Annotated in this window: 17 protein-coding genes; 8 read left to right on the forward strand and 9 right to left on the reverse strand. The window is 70.9% G+C overall.

Features of this window, described 5'->3' with window-relative positions; genetic code table 11:
- Nucleotides 1-62 precede the first annotated feature (62 nt).
- Nucleotides 63-1,361, forward strand: coding sequence for an MFS transporter (locus tag CK206_RS11545; protein ID WP_096906483.1), 1,299 nt, complete (start codon nucleotides 63-65; stop codon nucleotides 1,359-1,361).
- Here CK206_RS11545 and CK206_RS11550 read toward each other — a convergent pair.
- The gene (locus tag CK206_RS11550; protein WP_096906484.1) at nucleotides 1,309-1,941 is read right to left on the reverse strand and encodes a response regulator transcription factor; all 633 of its coding nucleotides are present in this window, start codon (nucleotides 1,939-1,941) and stop codon (nucleotides 1,309-1,311) included. The genes CK206_RS11545 and CK206_RS11550 overlap by 53 nt on opposite strands.
- A complete protein-coding gene (locus CK206_RS11555) occupies nucleotides 1,938-3,242 on the reverse strand; it encodes a sensor histidine kinase (RefSeq protein WP_254050562.1) in 1,305 nt (434 codons plus the stop codon). Before CK206_RS11555 ends, CK206_RS11550 begins: the two co-directional genes overlap by 4 nt.
- A gap of 168 nt (nucleotides 3,243-3,410) precedes the next feature.
- Here CK206_RS11555 and CK206_RS11560 point away from each other — a divergent pair, with 168 nt between their 5' ends.
- The 6 genes from CK206_RS11560 to CK206_RS11585 all read left to right on the forward strand — a co-directional run bounded on the left by CK206_RS11560 (nucleotide 3,411) and on the right by CK206_RS11585 (nucleotide 9,552).
- A complete protein-coding gene (locus CK206_RS11560) occupies nucleotides 3,411-4,463 on the forward strand; it encodes an FtsX-like permease family protein (protein WP_096906486.1) in 1,053 nt (350 codons plus the stop codon).
- Nucleotides 4,464-4,627: 164 nt separating this feature from the next.
- Nucleotides 4,628-5,332, forward strand: a complete 705-nt coding sequence (locus CK206_RS11565) for an ABC transporter ATP-binding protein (RefSeq protein WP_254050693.1) — start codon at nucleotides 4,628-4,630, stop codon at nucleotides 5,330-5,332.
- A gap of 31 nt (nucleotides 5,333-5,363) precedes the next feature.
- Nucleotides 5,364-5,717, forward strand: coding sequence for a hypothetical protein (locus CK206_RS11570; protein ID WP_096906488.1), 354 nt, complete (start codon nucleotides 5,364-5,366; stop codon nucleotides 5,715-5,717).
- A gap of 62 nt (nucleotides 5,718-5,779) precedes the next feature.
- A complete protein-coding gene (locus tag CK206_RS11575) occupies nucleotides 5,780-7,171 on the forward strand; it encodes an NAD(P)/FAD-dependent oxidoreductase (protein ID WP_096906489.1) in 1,392 nt (463 codons plus the stop codon).
- Nucleotides 7,172-7,294: 123 nt separating this feature from the next.
- Nucleotides 7,295-7,858, forward strand: a complete 564-nt coding sequence (locus CK206_RS11580) for a dihydrofolate reductase family protein (RefSeq protein WP_067713098.1) — start codon at nucleotides 7,295-7,297, stop codon at nucleotides 7,856-7,858.
- A gap of 263 nt (nucleotides 7,859-8,121) precedes the next feature.
- Complete coding sequence (locus tag CK206_RS11585; protein ID WP_096906490.1) at nucleotides 8,122-9,552, forward strand: MFS transporter; 1,431 nt, start codon at nucleotides 8,122-8,124, stop codon at nucleotides 9,550-9,552.
- A 90-nt stretch (nucleotides 9,553-9,642) separates the two neighbouring features.
- On the opposite strand, the gene CK206_RS20025 is transcribed toward CK206_RS11585, so the two are convergent.
- From CK206_RS20025 to CK206_RS11595, 3 genes are all read right to left on the reverse strand, one after another.
- Nucleotides 9,643-9,819, reverse strand: a complete 177-nt coding sequence (locus CK206_RS20025) for a hypothetical protein (protein ID WP_172812101.1) — start codon at nucleotides 9,817-9,819, stop codon at nucleotides 9,643-9,645.
- A 168-nt stretch (nucleotides 9,820-9,987) separates the two neighbouring features.
- Complete coding sequence (locus tag CK206_RS11590; protein ID WP_067713092.1) at nucleotides 9,988-10,545, reverse strand: HdeD family acid-resistance protein; 558 nt, start codon at nucleotides 10,543-10,545, stop codon at nucleotides 9,988-9,990.
- Between the two features lie 105 nt (nucleotides 10,546-10,650).
- Nucleotides 10,651-11,148, reverse strand: a complete 498-nt coding sequence (locus CK206_RS11595; protein WP_069388391.1) for a carbonic anhydrase — start codon at nucleotides 11,146-11,148, stop codon at nucleotides 10,651-10,653.
- Between the two features lie 63 nt (nucleotides 11,149-11,211).
- On the opposite strand from CK206_RS11595, the gene CK206_RS11600 reads away from it, so the two are divergent.
- On the forward strand, nucleotides 11,212-12,309 hold the full coding sequence (locus CK206_RS11600; RefSeq protein WP_081470573.1) for an IS630 family transposase: 1,098 nt from the start codon (nucleotides 11,212-11,214) through the stop codon (nucleotides 12,307-12,309).
- A gap of 71 nt (nucleotides 12,310-12,380) precedes the next feature.
- Here CK206_RS11600 and CK206_RS11605 read toward each other — a convergent pair whose 3' ends face one another.
- From CK206_RS11605 to CK206_RS11620, 4 genes are all read right to left on the reverse strand, one after another.
- Nucleotides 12,381-13,595 (reverse strand): 12-oxophytodienoate reductase, encoded by a 1,215-nt coding sequence (locus CK206_RS11605; protein ID WP_096906491.1) that lies wholly within the window; start codon nucleotides 13,593-13,595, stop codon nucleotides 12,381-12,383.
- A 146-nt stretch (nucleotides 13,596-13,741) separates the two neighbouring features.
- Complete coding sequence (locus CK206_RS11610) at nucleotides 13,742-14,653, reverse strand: NAD(P)H-binding protein (RefSeq protein ID WP_096906492.1); 912 nt, start codon at nucleotides 14,651-14,653, stop codon at nucleotides 13,742-13,744.
- Nucleotides 14,650-14,907: an HPr family phosphocarrier protein gene (locus CK206_RS11615; protein WP_096906493.1), complete on the reverse strand. Its 258-nt coding sequence runs from the start codon at nucleotides 14,905-14,907 to the stop codon at nucleotides 14,650-14,652. Before CK206_RS11615 ends, CK206_RS11610 begins: the two co-directional genes overlap by 4 nt.
- 61 nt (nucleotides 14,908-14,968) lie before the next feature.
- The gene (locus CK206_RS11620) at nucleotides 14,969-17,038 is read right to left on the reverse strand and encodes a fructose-specific PTS transporter subunit EIIC (protein WP_096906494.1); all 2,070 of its coding nucleotides are present in this window, start codon (nucleotides 17,036-17,038) and stop codon (nucleotides 14,969-14,971) included.
- Nucleotides 17,039-17,133 lie beyond the last annotated feature (95 nt).

Consider the following 17,133-nt stretch of genomic DNA (forward strand, 5'->3'; position numbering starts at 1 on the left):
CCCGCTGGGGTATAGTGCGCCGTGGGCTGACCACACAGCGGACTCAGTCATGAAAGGGGAGCATGCCCACCGAACGCGCACCCGTACTCGGTCTCAAGGCCAACGCCGCCCAGTTCACGCTGCTGGTGGCGATCAATGCGCTGGTCGGCGGCATGGTGGGACAGCAGCAGACCGTGCTGCCCCTGCTGGCGACGGACGTCTTCGGCCTGACCGGCTACACCTTCATCTTCACCTACGTCGCGGCCTTCGGTGTCACCAAGGCGATCGCGAACTACTTCGCCGGGACATTCTCGGATCGATACGGACGCAAACCCGTCCTGTTGGTCGGGTGGCTCTTCGCCATCCCGGTCCCGCTCATGCTCATCTGGGCGCCCGATTGGGGCTGGGTGGTGGCCGCGAACATCCTGCTGGGCATCAACCAGGGCCTGACCTGGTCCACGACCGTGGTCATGAAGATCGACCTCGTCGGGCCGCGACAGCGTGGTCTGGCGATGGGGCTCAACGAGGCGGCGGGATACGGCGCGGTCGCGGTGACCTCGCTGCTCGCCGGCTACCTGGCCGGGCAGTATGGTCTGCGACCGGCGCCGTTCCTGGTCGGAGTGGCCTATACGGCCCTGGCCCTGGTGCTGTCCGGGATCTTCGTCCGCGAGACGCGCGATCACGCCCTGGTGGACGCGGGGCGGCACACCGCCCGCCCCGACGGACTGCGCGACCATCTCCACGCCGACATGACGGACCGCGAGATCGCGATCCAGACCAGCTTCACAGAACCGGCCCTGTCCTCGGCCAGCCAGGCCGGGCTCGTCAACAACCTCAACTTCGGCCTGTCCTGGGGACTGTTCCCCCTGTTGTTCGCCACCGCGGGTCTGTCCGTGGGGCAGATCGGGCTCCTGTTCGCGCTCTACCCCGCGGTGTGGGGCGTGGGACAGCTGTTCACCGGCGCGCTCTCGGACCGGATCGGCCGCAAGCACCTGATCTCGGTGGGAATGGCCACCCAGGCGGCCGCCCTGGTCGTCATCGCGCTCGGCAGTGGATTCAGCACGTGGGTGGTCGGGACCGTGATCCTGGGAGCCGGGACCGCGATGGTCTATCCCACGCTGTTGGCGGCGATCGGCGACGTGTCCCACCCCGTCTGGCGGGGACGAGCCGTGGGGGTCTACCGCGTGTGGCGCGACCTGGGTTACGCGGTCGGCGCGGTGTTCGGGGGGATCGTCGCCGACGCCATGGGAATGCACGCCGCGGTGTGGGCCGCCGCCGCGGTCAGCGCGGTGTCGGCGTCCGCCGTGGCGATCCGAATGTACGAGACCCTCACACCAGGCCCAGCTCACGGGCCTGCGACACCGCCGCCGTCCGTGACGTGACGCCGAGCTTGTCGAAGACGTGGACGAGGTGCGTCTTGACCGTCGCCTCCGACACGTGGAGTGACGCGGCGGCCTGCCGATTGGTCGCCCCGGTGGCGACGGCGCGCAGGACCTCCGCCTCCCGCTCGGTCAGCACCGGCCGCGGGTCGCGCATCCGGCTGATCAGCCGCGCGGCGACAGTGGGGGACAGCGCGCTCTCGCCGGCGGCGGCAGCGCGCACCGCGCCCAACAGCTCGTCAGGGCCGGTGTCCTTGAGCAGATAACCGCAGGCCCCGGCCTCGATGGCGCCGAGAATGTCCGCGTCCGTGTCGTGGCTCGTCAGTACCAACACCTGCGGGGGGTCGGCCAGGTCGCGGATCGCGGCGGTGGCCAGCACACCGGCGGTGGCATCCCCCGCGAACCGCAGGTCCATCAACACCACGTCCACGTCCCCGATCCGGCACCGCTCCACGGCAGCGCCGGCCGCCGCCGCTTCGGCGACCACCTCGATCGCGGGATCGGCGGCGAGCAGTGCACGCAGCCCGGTTCGCACCACCGCGTGATCGTCCGCGATCAGGACACGCGTCCTCGTCGTCGTCATCTCTCGTCCCCCGACCGGGTTCCGGGCGCTATCTCCCACATCGGTAGCTCGGCACGGACCACCGTGCCCGACCCCGGCTCGGAGTCGACCTCGAACCGCCCGCCCAGGTCGCCCACCCGCCGCGCCATGCCGTCGAGCCCGAACGAGGCGGCGGTGCGCGGGGCGGCGACGTCGAAGCCGCGGCCATCGTCGGCGATCTCCAGGACCACGGCGGTGGGGGAGCCGGACAGGGTCAGTGTGATCCGCTGCGGCGCACCGTGCCGCACCGCGTTCGCCAGCGCCTCCTGCGCCACCCGGACGAGCGCCGCGGCGAGCTCCGCCGGCGGCTCGGTGGAGGACTCGGTGGAGGACTCGGTGGCGTGCTCGCCGGCGTTCTCGGTGGCCACCGACACCTCGAGCCCGGGATTCTCGGCCCGGCACCTCGCGGCCACTCGGCCCAGTGCCCCGGCCAGCGACACGCCGTCGAGCGGCGCGGGCCGCAGGGCGGCGATGAGCCTGCGCGTCTCGGTGAGGTTCTCACCCGCCACCTCGCGGGCCAGGCGGATCTGGTCGACGGCGGGGCTCGAGGGCGCGGTGCGCTCGGCCGCGTGCAGCAGCATCCCGATGCTCGCGAGCCCCTGCGCGACGGTGTCGTGGATCTCCCCGGCCAGCCGCGCGCGCTCGGCCTCCCGGCCCACCTCCCGTTCCCGCGCGGCGAGCGCCGAGCGGGTGGCCACGAGCTCGGCGATCACCTCCCGCCGGGCCTGGGACTCGCGGTGCAGTGCCCGCACACCGGCCCCCAGGCCGAGGGCCACGAGCGCTCCCACCGTCGGGCCGATGACCCCGGCGGGAGTGAACCCGTGATGCAGGCCCAGGGCGATGACCGCCACGGCGGCCAGCGCCGCCACCGCCGCGGTGCCCGCCCACACGCCGAGCAGGAACTGGACCAGGAAGAACAGAGGAAATGCCAGGTAGGCGGCCTCGGGAACCCGGACCACCAGGCACGCCCACAACGCCAGGACCGCGATCAGCCACCCGACCCGGACGGCGGCGGTCGTCGGGCGACGGCGCGCCCACACCGTCCCCGCGACGTACACAACCGTGAACCCCACGGCGGCGGCGACCGCCGGCGGATCGGGCAGGCCGGAGGTGTCCCGGTGCGCGCTGACCAACGTGAGCGCCAGCAGTGCGGCCATCAACGTGTGCAGTGCCACCTGGAGCTGCGCGAACACCGCACGCACCCCCGCCGACTCGGGCGGGAGCTCGGCGGCGGTGGTCGGCGCAGGGGCAGGCGCGGCGACGGACGCGGGCGCGGGGATCACCCGGTCGACGCTAGTCGCCGGTGGGGCACCCGGCATCCATCGAACGATGGAGGCCGGCCCCACCGTTCGTCGCCGCGGAACCACCCTCGTGGCCGATCCGGTGCGGCGTCGGCGGGACGAGCCTGGAGGCAGACCTCCACGACAGGTAGACCCCACGAAAGGGACCCCATGTTCTTCGCACTCCGCGAGCTCCGCACGGCGCGGTGGCGCTTCGCCCTCATCACGGGCGTCGTACTGATGCTGTCCGTCCTGGTGGCGGGCCTGCTCGGCCTGACCGCCGGGCTGGCGCACCAGAGCGTGTCCGCGCTCCGGGCGCTCGGCGCGGACGGCTCCGGCTTCGTCCTCCCCGCCGACGACTCCGGCGCCGTCGACCTCGACCGCGCCGCACTCACCGCCGACCAGGTGGCCGCCGTGGCCGCCGGGGACCCGTCGGCCGTCCCGGTGGGACTCGCCCGGATCACCCTGGACGACGGCACCGAAACCGGCGTCTCCGTCGTCGCCGTGGGACTGGCCGACGAGGTGGGATCGGTGGCGCCACCGGCGCCGGGGGAGGTCCTGGTCTCCGACGGTGTCGACGACGAGGTGGGCTCCGACGTCGGCGTGATCAGCCTCGGGGGCAGCGCGTTGGCGGTCGCCGGACACACCGGTGATCTCTGGCATTCGCACACCCCGGTCGTCGTCACCGACCTCGACACCTGGCACTCGCTCGCTCCGCGCGGCGGGGCGGCCACCACCGTGGCCGTGGCGGCGGGCGCCGACCCGAATGCCGTCGCCGACGAGGCCGGCCTCACGCTGGTCGACTCCGACGGACTCGTCGGAGCGCTGCCCTCGCACCGGGCCGAGAACACCTCGCTGAGCACGATGACCACCATGCTCCTCGCCGTCACCGCTCTGGTCGTGGGCGCGTTCTTCGCCGTCTGGGGGATGCAGCGCCGTCGTGACGTCGCCGTGCTCAAGGCGCTCGGGGCGTCCACCGCGGCGGTCGTCCGCGACTCGGTCGGCCAGGCCGCGGTCGTCCTGGCTGTGGGCGTCGTGGGCGGGGTCGGCATCGCCGCCCTGGTCGGCCTGGCCGTCGGCGGCACCGTGCCGTTCGTCGTCTCGGCCGCGACCACCCTCGTGCCGGCCGCGCTGCTCGCCGTGCTCGGCCTCGCGGGCGCCGCCGTCTCGCTGCGGCCCGTGCTGACCGCCGACCCCAACTCGGCACTGGGGGCGGCCCGATGAACGGCTCCGAGTCCGGCACCTGCTTCACCTCGTCGTCGTCGTCGACCCCGGCGTCCTCACCGCGACCCACCACCAGGAGAACCGCCATGCCCCGTACCGACCTGACCCGTACCGCCCTCCACGATGCCCCCGTGACCACCGCGCCCGTCCCCACCGCACTGCAGATGGAGAACGTCGTCCTGACCTTCCCCGACGGCCACGGCACGGTCACCGCCGTCGACGACGTCTCGCTCTCGATCGGGCGGGGCCGCAGCCTCGCGGTGACCGGGCCCTCGGGATCGGGGAAGTCGAGCCTGCTCGCCGTCGCGGCGACACTCGCCCGACCGGACTCCGGGCACGTGTGGCTGGAGACCGGGGACGGGGCGGTGGACCTGGCCGCGGTGGACGCGCGCCGGGGGGCCGAGCTGCGCCGACGCGAGATCGGCATCGTGTTCCAACAGGCCAACCTCATCGAGTCACTCACGGCCCGGGAACAGCTCGAGGCCATGGTGTGGCTGGGGTCGCGGCCGTCCCGCGCCCGACGGCTCCACGCCCGCGAGCGCGCCGACGAGCTGCTCGGCGTGGTGGGCCTGGGTGATGCCGCGGACCGGTCGGTCGGGGCGCTGTCCGGCGGGCAGCGGCAGCGGGTGGCCGTGGCGCGCGCCCTGATGAACGGGCCGTCGCTCCTGCTCGCCGACGAACCCACGAGTGCGCTGGACTCCGTGTCCGGTCGGGTCGTCATGGACCTCCTGCTCGATACCGCGCGTGAGCTCGACGTGGCGCTGATGCTCGTCACACACGACGCCACGATGGCGGCCCGGTGCGACGCGCAGGTCCACCTGGTCGACGGAGCGATCACCACCGCGGCGCCCGGCAGTAGTTTTTCCTGATTTTCCCGGTCCGCGTCCCTACGCTGGGGCGATGACCATCGACGACGGCGACACCCGGCCCTCCACCGGGGCGTCCCGGTGGAGGGCACCGGCGGCGGGCGCCGGGTTCCTGCTGGCCCTCCTGGCGGTCTTCGCCGGGCTGGCGTTCGCCGTCTCCGATGATGAGACCGTCTCCCTGGACCGGCCGGTGATGATGTGGGTGCACGGGGCGACGACGCCCTGGCTCACGGCCGCGGCGGAGACCGCGAGCTACCTCGGCGGCCAGTTCGTGCTCGCGGCCTCCGTCGTGATCGCGCTGCTGCTGTGCTTCCTGCGCAGGTTCGGGTCTGACTCCGGTCCGGCACGGTTCGGCTGCTCGGGACCCCGGCCCGGTCGGGCGGTCTAGGATCGGCGGGAGTGGGCCCCGCGGGGCTCGGAACCCGGACAGTAGTGGGTCGAGGAGGCGCCATGACCATGAACTCTCATCCGGTGACGGGTGCTCAGGCCCCGGCGGATCGTCGCCACCGCGTCGTCATCATCGGGTCGGGTTTCGGAGGCCTCGCCGCCGCCCGCGCCCTCGACAAGGCGGACGTGGACGTCACCCTGGTCGCCAGGACCGGCCACCATCTCTTCCAGCCCCTGCTGTACCAGGTGGCGACCGGGATCCTGTCGGTCGGGGAGATCGCACCCGCCATCCGATTGGTCCTCCGCGACCAGGAGAACGCCACCGTCGCCCTGGGTGAGGTGGACCGGATCGACGTGGCCGCGCGGACCGTCCACGCGGCCGCCGGGCACGTGGACTTCGAGCTCGAGTACGACAGCCTCATCGTCGCCGCCGGCGCGAACCAGTCCTACTTCGGGAACGACCACTTCGAGCGCTGGGCTCCCGGCATGAAGTCCATCGATGACGCCCTGGAACTGCGGAGCAGGATCATGGGCTGCTTCGAACAGGCCGAGGTGACCGAGGACGACGCGGAACGTCGTCGCCTCCTGACATTCGTGGTGGTCGGCGCCGGTCCCACGGGCGTGGAGATGGCCGGACAGATCGCGGAGCTGGCGCAGCGGACCCTGAAGAACAGCTTCCGCCGGATCGACCCGGGCCGGGCCCGCATCATCCTCATCGACGCCGCCCCCGCCGTCCTGCCGCCCTTCGGACCGAAGCTCGGCAACGCGGCCCGCAGGCGGCTGGAGGAACTGGGTGTGGAGATCCAGCTCAACGCCATGGTGACCGATGTGGACTACAGCGGAATCGAGGTCAAGGACCCCGACGGATCGCTCCGCCGGATCGACTCGACCTGCAAGATCTGGTCGGCCGGGGTCCAGGCGAGCCCACTGGGCCAGATGCTCGCCGACCAGACCAGCGCCGAGGTGGACCGGGCGGGCCGGGTCCTGGTGAACCCGGATCTCTCGTTGCCCGGGCACCCGGAGATCTTCGTGATCGGCGACATGATCAACCTCGACAACCTGCCGGGTGTCTCCCCCGTCGCCATCCAGGGCGGCAAGTACGTCGCCAAGCAGATCGTCCGCGAGGTCGAGGGGGGACGGTCCCCGTCCGAGCGCCCGCCGTTCAAGTACTTCGACAAGGGGTCGATGGCGACGGTGTCGCGCTACAGCGCGGTGGCCAAGATCGGGCCGCTCGAGCTCCACGGCTTCCTCGCCTGGGTTCTGTGGCTGGTGGTGCACCTGGCCTTCCTCATCGGCTTCCGGAACCGCGTCATCACCCTGCTGTCCTGGGGGCTGCACATCGGTGACCACCGCTCGCACCTGAACTCCACCGCCCGGTGGGTCTACGCACGTCAGGCCATCGCCGAGGCGCAGGAGCGGGAGCGTCGGGACGCCGACCGCGCGGTGTCCGACTGACCCGACGCCGCCGCGGGCGCCGGACACCGAATCGCGGGAAACGCTCAGTCTGGAACCTGCGCACGGCACTACACTGCCCTCATCACGACCGCCCACATCACGGACAAGGGCTGGAGGACGGCCATGGGCACGCTGACCTACACCGCGACCGTCTCGGTCGACGGGTACGCCGCGGATGCGAGTGGCGACTTCAACTGGTCCGCCCCGAGCGGCGAGGTGTTCCGGTTCCACGTGGAACGCCTGGGGCCCGTCGTCCACGAGGTGCTCGGCCGGCGGACGTACAAGCTGATGGAGTACTGGCTGTCCCCACCGGAGGACGACTCGTGGAGCCCCGACGAGCACGAGTTCGCGGAGCGGTGGAAGGCGATACCGCGCACCGTGGTGTCCTCGAGACTGACCGCGAACGACCTCGTGTCCGATCGTGATCGCCTCGTCCCGCGACTCGACCTGGACACTCTGCGCCGCATCGTCGATGAAGCGCCGGGCGAGGTCGAGATCTTCGGACCCACCACGGCCGGCGCAGCGATCCGTGCGGGGCTGGTCTCGGATCTCCGGCTGTTCGTCGTCCCCAGGGTCGTCGGCGGCGGCCTGCGTGCGCTGCCCCCGGACACGACGCTGGACCTGGAGCTCGCCGCCCACCGCGTCTTCGCCGGCGGGACCGCCTACTCGCACTACCGGACACGCTGACCCGGCGCACGGCATCACCAGCGCCACCCCTGCGCGCCGCCTCGCCAGCACGCCGCATCACCCGCACCACCCCCGCACGCCCCGGCGGCGGGGGAGGGATTGGACACCGTGCGCAACGATCGCGAAAATCGACGGGCTGATCTGTGCCACGTGCACAGCCACCACCGGTCAGGGTGACCCACATCACTTGGCCGCCTACGCTTGTCGCGGTCGACGGTCGGTGGTCGACAGTAGATGCGCCGTTCAGACGCCCTAGGAGGAACATGGCAACGCCGGACGGGTCCACAGGGCCCCACGGGACGGGTACCGCGGTCCCCGAGACGATCTCGGCCGAGCCGGTGCCCCGGCGCCGGATCATCCTCGCCTCGCTCATCGGGACCACGATCGAGTTCTACGACTTCTACATCTTCGCGACGGCCGCGGTGTCGGTCTTCCCGCTGCTGTTCTTCGCAGGCGGTGACTCCGGCACCGCTCTGCTGGCCTCGATGGCCACCTTCGGTACGGCGTTCATCGCGCGGCCGCTCGGGTCCATCGTCTTCGGTCACTACGGGGACCGTCTCGGCCGGAAGGTCACCCTCGTCGGCGCGCTGCTGACCATGGGTATCGCGACGTTCCTCATCGGCCTGCTGCCGACGATCCACCAGATCGGTCTCTGGGCCCCGGCGATGCTGACGATCCTGCGCTTCTTCCAGGGCATCGGCCTGGGCGGCGAGTGGTCGGGCGCGGCGCTCCTGGCCTCCGAGACGGCGCAACCGGGCAAGCGCGCGTTCGCCGCCATGTGGCCGCAGCTCGGCGCGCCGTTCGGCTTCATCCTCGCCAACGGCATCTTCCTGCTGCTCACGATCTGGTTCTCGTACGATTCCACCGCCGCGGAACTGGGCGACCCGTTCCTGGTGTGGGGCTGGCGTCTGCCCTTCCTGTTGTCGATCGTGATGGTCGCCGTCGGCCTCTACGTACGGCTCCGCATCGAGGAGACGCCGGTCTTCGCCCGGGCGATCGCCAACAACGAGCGGGTCAAGACCCCGGTCTCGGAGGTGTTCCGCAGGAACTGGTGGGAGATCATCCTCGGCACGTTCATCATGCTGGCCACGTACGGCCTGTTCTACCTGATGACCACGTGGATCCTGTCGTTCGCGATCGGCGGCGCGGACGCCGGCGGGCTCGGATACGGGTACCGGTCGTTCCTCATCATCCAGGTGATCGCGATCGTCCTGTTCGCCGCGTTCGTCCCGGTGGCCGGCCTGCTGGCCGACAGGCTGGGCCGCCGTCGGATGCTCATCGGCGTCACCGCCGCCATCATCCTGTTCGGCCTGAGCTTCGGCTGGTGGCTCGACCCGGACGCGATGGGTACGGGCGAGAACCTCGACGTGGTCCGGATGCTGCTCTTCCTGTGCGTCGGCATGACCCTCATGGGGCTGACGTTCGGGCCGATGTCCGCGGTGCTGCCCGAGTTGTTCCCCACCCACACCCGCTACACGGGCTCGGGAGTGTCGTACAACTTCTCCGCGATCCTGGGCGCGGCGCTGACCCCGTTCGTCGCGGTGTGGCTGGTGCAGAACTACTCGGTCGCCTACGTCGGCTACTACCTGGTCGGCCTGAGCGTGCTCACCATCATCTCGCTGATCCTCGCCCCCGAGACCAGCAAGACGTCCATGTACTCCGACGAGCAGCAGGCCGAGGGCGCACACACCTGACGCCGTCGTGACGCCGATCTCCGGCGCGCGCTACAGAAGACCCCGGGACGAAGAACTGCGTCCCGGGGTCTTGCGTGTATCCCGTCCGGGTCAGGAGAGGCCGCCGAGGAGGTCCGTGGGCAACAGCCCGGTCAGAGAGTCGGTCGCGCTGCCGACGTCACTGCCGGCCCCCTGGAGAAGGGAGCCGAGACCGAGCGAACCAAGGAGCGGGGCGGCGAGGGAGCCCGCCGCGAGAGAACCGAGGGAACCGAGAGCGTCTGAACCCATTGCAGGGGAGTCCTTTCGTGGGGGTGATGAGGCGATCCGGGTCACAACCGGTGCGCCGGGGCCGAGGTTAACAGCGATCCGCACTGGGCTCGACCGGTGCGCTACCGGTCTCTGGAACATCTCCCGGGGTGCCCGCGTGCGGGGAGGCGGGTTTGGGTGGTCCGGCCGTCAGCCCCTAAGCGGGAAAGCGCGGGCCACGTTGAGTACGCCGAGGACGACGAGAGAGATCGCGAAGAGCCACCAGAGGAACCCCGCGCCCCACACCGGGGTGCTGAGCAGCGCGAACCCGGCGAGGACGGAGATGATCGCGAAGATGACCGTCACCGCGCTCGACCCAGACTCGCCGAGGGTGAACAAAGCGGTGAAACCCTCGACGATCCACATCACGCCGATCATGACCGTGACGAAGAGAGCGAGGAATGCCGCCGACTCCTGGAGAGAGGCGAACGCATAGGCGCCGGCGAGGATGAACAGCACTCCGAGGAGGGCGTGGCCGATCCTGCTACCCGTGCTCTGCCACCTGGCGACGGCCGCCACGGCGATGTAGACGACGCCGGCCGCGATCGCGTAGACGGCCAGCACCCCGGTCACGGCAACTGCCGTCTTCGCGGGCCAGAAGAGGACAGCGACGCCGAAGCCCACGGCTATGAGGCCGCCGACTAGCAGGGCGACCCGAAACGGGTTGACGGAACGAGTGGTCTCGGCTGAGTGAGTGTGTGTGGACACTGCGGGGCTCCGTGCGGGATCGCCGGGACAGTTCGGCGCGGGATGAAGGAACCTCCAACTTAGCGCGATCGCCCTTCCCCGGGAAGGGGCATCAGCAGGTCCGCGTCACGCGCGGGCGACCTCGCGCAACTCCCCGGTGCCGACGTCGTAGACGAAACCGCGGACAGCGGTGCTGTGCAGCAGGAACGGATCGGACTCGACGCGGGCGATCGACTGGCGCACGTCGGCCTCCGGCTCGGGGAACGACTCCGGCGCCCAGCGGGGCCGCAGGCCGGTGTCGGACTCGATCCGGTCCTTGAGGTCGTCGTCGCGGAAGGTGAGCATCCCGCAGTCCGTGTGGTGGATCAGGACGATCTCCTCGGTACCCAGGAGACGCTGGCTGATCGTCAGCGAGCGCAGGACGTCGTCGGTGACGACCCCGCCGGCGTTGCGGATGACGTGCGCGTCGCCCTCGGTCAGGCCCAGCAGGCCGTACGGGTTGAGACGGGCGTCCATGCAGGCCACCACGGCGATCTTCCGCCCGGGCGGCATGGGCAGGTCGCCCTTGTCGAAGTCGGCCTGGTAGGCCTTGGCGGCCTCGAGCAGTTCGTCGGTGACGGTCATGGCCGAAGGCTAGTGTCGTGCGTGTGAAGTAGTTTTACAGTTGGGTTTGTGAAATCATGGGGCATGGCGAATCGACCTGCCCCGGCATTGATGTTGCGTCCCGGCGATCGCGAGAAGCTTGAGAGAATGACGCGCTCGCAGTCGATGTCGGCAGGCATGGTGCAGCGAGCTCGCATCGTGCTGCTGGCTTCGGAGGGCCGGCGTAATGCGGAGATCGCCGAGTTGGCCGGGGCGTCGCGGCCGAAGGTGAACCTCTGGCGGTCCAGGTACGAGGACAAGGGCATCGGGGGCCTGGCTGATGAGAAGCGTTCTGGTCGGCCGCGCACGATCGATCACGCGGAGATCGTGACGGCGACCTTGATGCCGCCGCCGAAGTCTCTGGGCGTGACCCACTGGTCGTCGCGGCTGCTGGCGTCCCGGTTGAAGGTCTCGGCCTCGACGGTGGTCACGGCGTGGCGTGCCTACGGGATCAAGCCGTGGCGCTCGGAGTCGTTCCGGTTCTCCACCGATCCTGAGCTGGTCGGCAAAGTCACCGACATCTGCGGCCTGTACCTGGCGCCGCCGGAGAACGCGATCGTGTTGTGCGTGGATGAGAAGTCCCAGATCCAGGCACTGGATCGTACTCAGCCGATCTTGCCGATGCAGCCCGGCCTGATCGAGCGGCGCAGCCACGACTACGTCCGGCACGGCACCAGCACCCTGTTCGCGGCGCTGGACATCGCCACCGGTCAGGTCACCGCCGCACTCAAACCGCGTCACCGGAACCAGGAGTTCCTGGCGTTTTTGAAGCAGATCGAGCGGGCGTACCGTCATGTCGTCGATGCCGACGGTCAGCCAGTTGAGCTGCACCTGGTGATGGACAACTACGCCGCCCACAAGCACGCAAACGTCAAGGCCTGGCTGGCCGAAAATCCCCGGTTCAAGGTCCACTTCACACCCACCCACGCGTCGTGGATGAACCTGGTCGAGGTGTGGTTCGGCATCGTCGAACGCCAGGCCATCCGCCGTGGGATCTTTACATCCGTCAAGGACCTCAACGCGAAGATCCGCGCCTTCATCGACGGCTGGAACCACCGATCCCACCCCTTCGTCTGGACGAAAACCGCCGACGAAGTCCTCAAGAAAGCCAACCGTAAGAAGACTTCAAATGCGGACCACTAGTCCCGTTTCGGCGGCCCGGCCAGGGTCGGTCGCGCAGCGGCAGCTCACGGACCCGGTCGGGGCGCGGCAGGTCAGGCGGGGGAGCGCAACGGCATCTCGTGGACCTCGCGCACGAACTCCGGCAGTGGCCCGGCCGTGCGCAGGACCTCGGCGATCGACGGATCCGCCAGGTGCAGTCGACCCACGGAGATGAGGTCGAACTCGCCGCGCTCCATGCACTCCACGACCGCATCGATGTTGTCCGCGGCGATGGCCGGTTTGCCCGACTTCTGCTCGCGCAGGGACGTCCCGATCCCCACCCCGCCCACGGCGCCGGACGGCAGGCCGGTGAGCCTGCGGGCCCATCCGGCCAGGGTCACCTCGCCGTCATCACCTCCCAGGTCGGGGAATGCCGCGTCGCTGAACCGCCTGGTCGAGGCGTCGAGCAGATCGACCCCGGCCTCGGCGAGTGCGCCCAGGTAGACGCCCAGTTCGTCGGGAGTGGTCGCCTTGCGGACCGTGTAGTCCTGCTGGGTGTGCTGGGAGAAGCGGTAGAACAGCGGCGCGTCGGGACCGATCGCGGCGCGGACGGCGGACACGACCGCGGCAGGGAAGCGACTGCGTGCGGCCAGGTCGCCGCCCCAGTCGTCGGTGCGGCGGTTGGTGTCGGCCCAGACGAACGCGTCGAGCAGGTACCCGTGGCCGCCGTGCAGCGTCACGCCGTCGAAACCGGCGTCCATCGCCAGGCGCGCGGAGCGGGCGAACGCGTCGACGACCTCGGAGATGTCGGTGTCGGTCATCGGCGGCACCTCGGGCGACCAGCGGGCGACGCTCCGCTCGGAGTACGTGGTGACGCCCGGCGTCCCCCAGAGCCCGGACGGGCGCATGGGGTGCATCTCCATCAGCCGGTCGCGGTGGGCCCGGTCGAAGCGGGCGTTCGCGCCCCACAGCGGTCCCACGTGCCACAACTGGGCGATGATCCGGCCGCCGGCGGCGTGGACGGCGTCGGTGACCACGCGCCAGGCGGCGACGGACGCCGGGGAGTCCAACCGGGGGATGGCGGAGTGGTCGACTGAGGTCGGGTGGTCGACGCCGATGCCCTCGGTCACCACGAGTCCCGTTCCGCCTGCGGCCCGGTCGGCGTAGTAGTTGCGGTTGACCTCGTCCGGAAGGCCGTCGGGGCAGCCCATGCGGGTCATGGGGGACATGACGAGGCGATTGGCCAGGCGCAGCGACCTGACCTCGAGGGGACGGAACAGGGCCTCACGGCCCGGGGCGACCGGCGGGGTGGCGATACGCGACGTCATGATGCGCGACCTCTTTGTTTCCTCGGGCGGTCGTCTCGGGCCTCGATCTCGAGACTTTCGCGGATTGACGAGTGTCAGTTGTGATCGAGGTTACCTAAGCGGGTCGTTGGATGTCGCATCGGCGGTGGCCGCGTTGGACATCCCTCCTAGTCGGCGGCGTCGGCGAGCGCGACCCGGATCGCCTCGTCGATCCCCGTCATCTCCCAGTCCCCGGGGAGCAGCCCCGCGGCGGGATCGCCGACCACCATGTCGTGTTGCAGGCTCTCGATCAGCGCGCTGACCGTCGCCCCGTCCTGATCGACCAGGGGTGCCAGTCCGGCGGCGACGAGGTCCCACGGCACCCCGGGCACGGGGAGGCGCACCGTCGGCAGCCCGGCGATGCGGGAGTAGCGCGCGAGCAGCGCGGGGTAGGTCAGGGCCTCCCCGCAGCCGAGGTCCGCGTGGCCGGTCCGGGGCTCACCGTCCAGGGCATGGCACAGGGCCTCCACGACGTCCCGCTCGGCGACGGGCTCGACCCTCCGGTGTCGCATCCATCGGGGCACCGGCTGGACGGGGAGCAGCTCGCAGAGCGTGCGGAGGACCTCGAAACTCGTCGAGCCCGCGCCCAGGATCACCCCGGCCCGGAGCGTGAACACGGGCGTGGACCCGGCCGAGAGCAGTGATTCCACCTCGAGCCGCGACGCCATGTGTTGCGAGAGCGGCAGCCGGTCATCCCCCGAGGGGGCCAGTCCGGAGACGTAGACACACCGCTCCGTGCCGGCGGCGGCCATCGCCCGGCGCATCGCCTCCGCGCCCTCGGCGTCCTCGCGGCGGAAGTCGGCACCGCCGCCCATCCGGTGGACCAGGTAGATCACCTCGTCGACCCCGTCGAGGGCGGCCGCGAGACTCGCCGGGTCGAGGACGTCGCACCGCACCTTCTCGACCCGATCGGACCAGGGGTGCGTCGCGGCACGACCGGGGTCCGTGACGCCGGCCCGGACGCGGTGACCGCGGTCGAGCAGGGCGGGTACCAGGCGCGAGCCGAGATACCCGCCGGATCCCACGACCAGGACGGTCATTCCGCGTCGAGATCCTGCTCGATGAGCGCGGCGATCTCGGCCACCGCGTCGGCGTCCTCTCCGCTGACGGTCACCGTGGCGCCCTTCTCGGCGCCGAGCGCCATGATGAGCATCGCGGACGCGGCGTCGGCCTCCTCGTCGTCGTAGGCGATCTCGATGTCGGTCTCGTACTTCTCGGCGGCCTCGGCGATGATCCCCGCGGGGCGGGCGTGGAGGCCCTCGGCCGATCCGACGGTGACGGTGGTGCTGGGCATGGTGTCTCCTCTGTGTATTCGGGTGGCCGGGGGTTCCCCCGTCATCGTGCAGGCTCGCGCCTCAGGCCGCGACCGGCTGTGCCGCCGCGGCCGGGGCCGGGGTGGGCTCGCGGCGGGTGGTCTTGGCGACCACCACGGCCGCGCACGCGACGAGGGTGCCGGCGAGGATCGCCAGGAGGTAGCCCCAGACCGGGTTGATGGCGAACACCACGAACAGCCCGCCGTGGGGCGCGTACGACTCGACCGAGAACGCCATGATGAGCGCACCGGTCACAGCACCACCGGCCATCATCGACGGGATGACGCGGAGCGGGTCGGCGGCGGCGAACGGGATCGCCCCCTCGGTGATGAAGCTGGCGCCCAGCAGGAACGCGGCGCGGCCGTTCTCCTGCTCCACCGGGCTGAACAGGCGCTTGCGCACGACGGTCGCCAGACCCATCGCGAGCGGCGGAACCATGCCGGCGGCCATCACCGCGGCCATGATCCGCAGCGTCGCCGGGTTGTCGGCGACCAGCCCGGCCGTGGCGAACGTGTACGCCGCCTTGTTGATCGGCCCGCCCAGGTCGAAACACATCATCAGACCCAGGATGACGCCCAGCAGGATCACCGAGGAGCCGGTCATGCCGCCCAGCCACGACTCCATGGCGGAGGTCAGCGAGGCCAGCGGACGGCCGAGCAGCAGGAACATCAGCAGGCCGATCGCCAGCGAGCCGATGAGCGGGATGAGCACCACCGGCATGAGACCGGCGAGCCAGCGCGGCGTCTTCCAGGTGGTCATCCATCGCACGAGGTAGCCGGCGAGGATGCCGGTGACGAGCGCGCCGATGAACCCGGCGCCGAGGGTCGCCGACAGGGCGCCGCCGACGAAGCCCGGGGCGATGCCGGGACGGTCGGCCAGTCCGTAGGCGATGTAGCCCGACAGTACGGCGATCATGAAGCCCATCGCGGCCTGGCCGATCGCGAACAGCACGGCTCCCATGTAGAGCCGCAGCCCGGAGTGGGTGAGGACCTCGGCCCCGGCGGTCCCGGCGGACACGATCTCGCCGTCGAGGTACCACACCTCCCCGGGCAGGTCGGTGAGTGAGAACCCGGTGGCGAGCTCTTCCCACACGAACGCGACGTCGTACCCGGCGAACAGGAATCCCAGTGCGAGCAGCAGCCCGCCGGCGGCGACGAACGGGATCATGTACGACACGCCGGTCATGACGGCGCGCTGCAGGCCGCGAGCCCAGTGCTCGTCGGAGCCGGACCCGCCCCCCGAGCCGGAGCCGCCGTCGGCGGTGCCGGAGTCCGCCGACACGCGCCGTGCCCGGGGGTCCTGGGCCGCGGCCAGCGCCTCGTCGAGGACCTGGTCGGGCGCGTCGATGGCCTTCTTGACCCCGTACTCGACGACGGGTTTGCCGGCGAACCGGCCCCGGTCGCGCACCCCGACGTCCGTGGCGAACACGACCGCGTCCGCGGCGTCGATCACCGCCGCGTCGAGGGGGGTGGCCCCCGCCGAGCCCTGGGTCTCCACGTGCAGTTCGACGCCGCGCGCCTCCGCCGCCTGGGCGAGCGAGTCGGCGGCCATGTAGGTGTGGGCGATACCGGTGGGGCAGGCGGTCACCGCGACCACCCGGGCCGGCGCCGCGCCCGCTGCCGAGCCGGGGGTCGAGGACGACGACGAGGTCTTCTCCTCCGGCCTGAGCACGCCCTCGATGACCGCGACCGCCTCGTCCGGCGTGGTGGCCGATCGGAGGGAGTCCACGAACTCGGCCCGCACGAGATTGCGGGCGAGCGTGGCCAGGATCTTCAGGTGGTCCTTGCCGCCGCCGGCGGGGGCGCCGATCATCAGCACGAGGTCGGCGGGGCCGTCCTTGGCGCCAAAGTCGACGGGCGGGTCGAGCCGCGCGAAGGCCAGGCTCGGCGCGGACACCGCTTCGGACTTGCAGTGCGGGATCGCTATCCCGCCCTTCATGCCGGTGGCCGCCTTGTCCTCGCGGGCGAACAGATCGCGTACGAGCGCGTCGTGATCGTCGGCCCGGCCGGCGTCGACGAGGGTCCGGGCCAGCGCCCGGATCACCTCCTGCTTGGTGCCGCCGAGGTCGGCGTCGAGCCGCACCGCGGCGGTCTCGATGATCGGCTGGTTCATTGCCGTGCTCCGTGTTCTTCCGAGGGTGCTGGTTTGAGAGGTGCTGGGTTGGGACGGTGCTGGGTCACGAGGGTGCTGGGTGGGAGGTCGCGGTC

Source organism: Dietzia sp. WMMA184, assembly GCF_002441635.1.
Classification (GTDB): Bacteria; Actinomycetota; Actinomycetes; order Mycobacteriales; family Mycobacteriaceae; genus Dietzia; species Dietzia kunjamensis.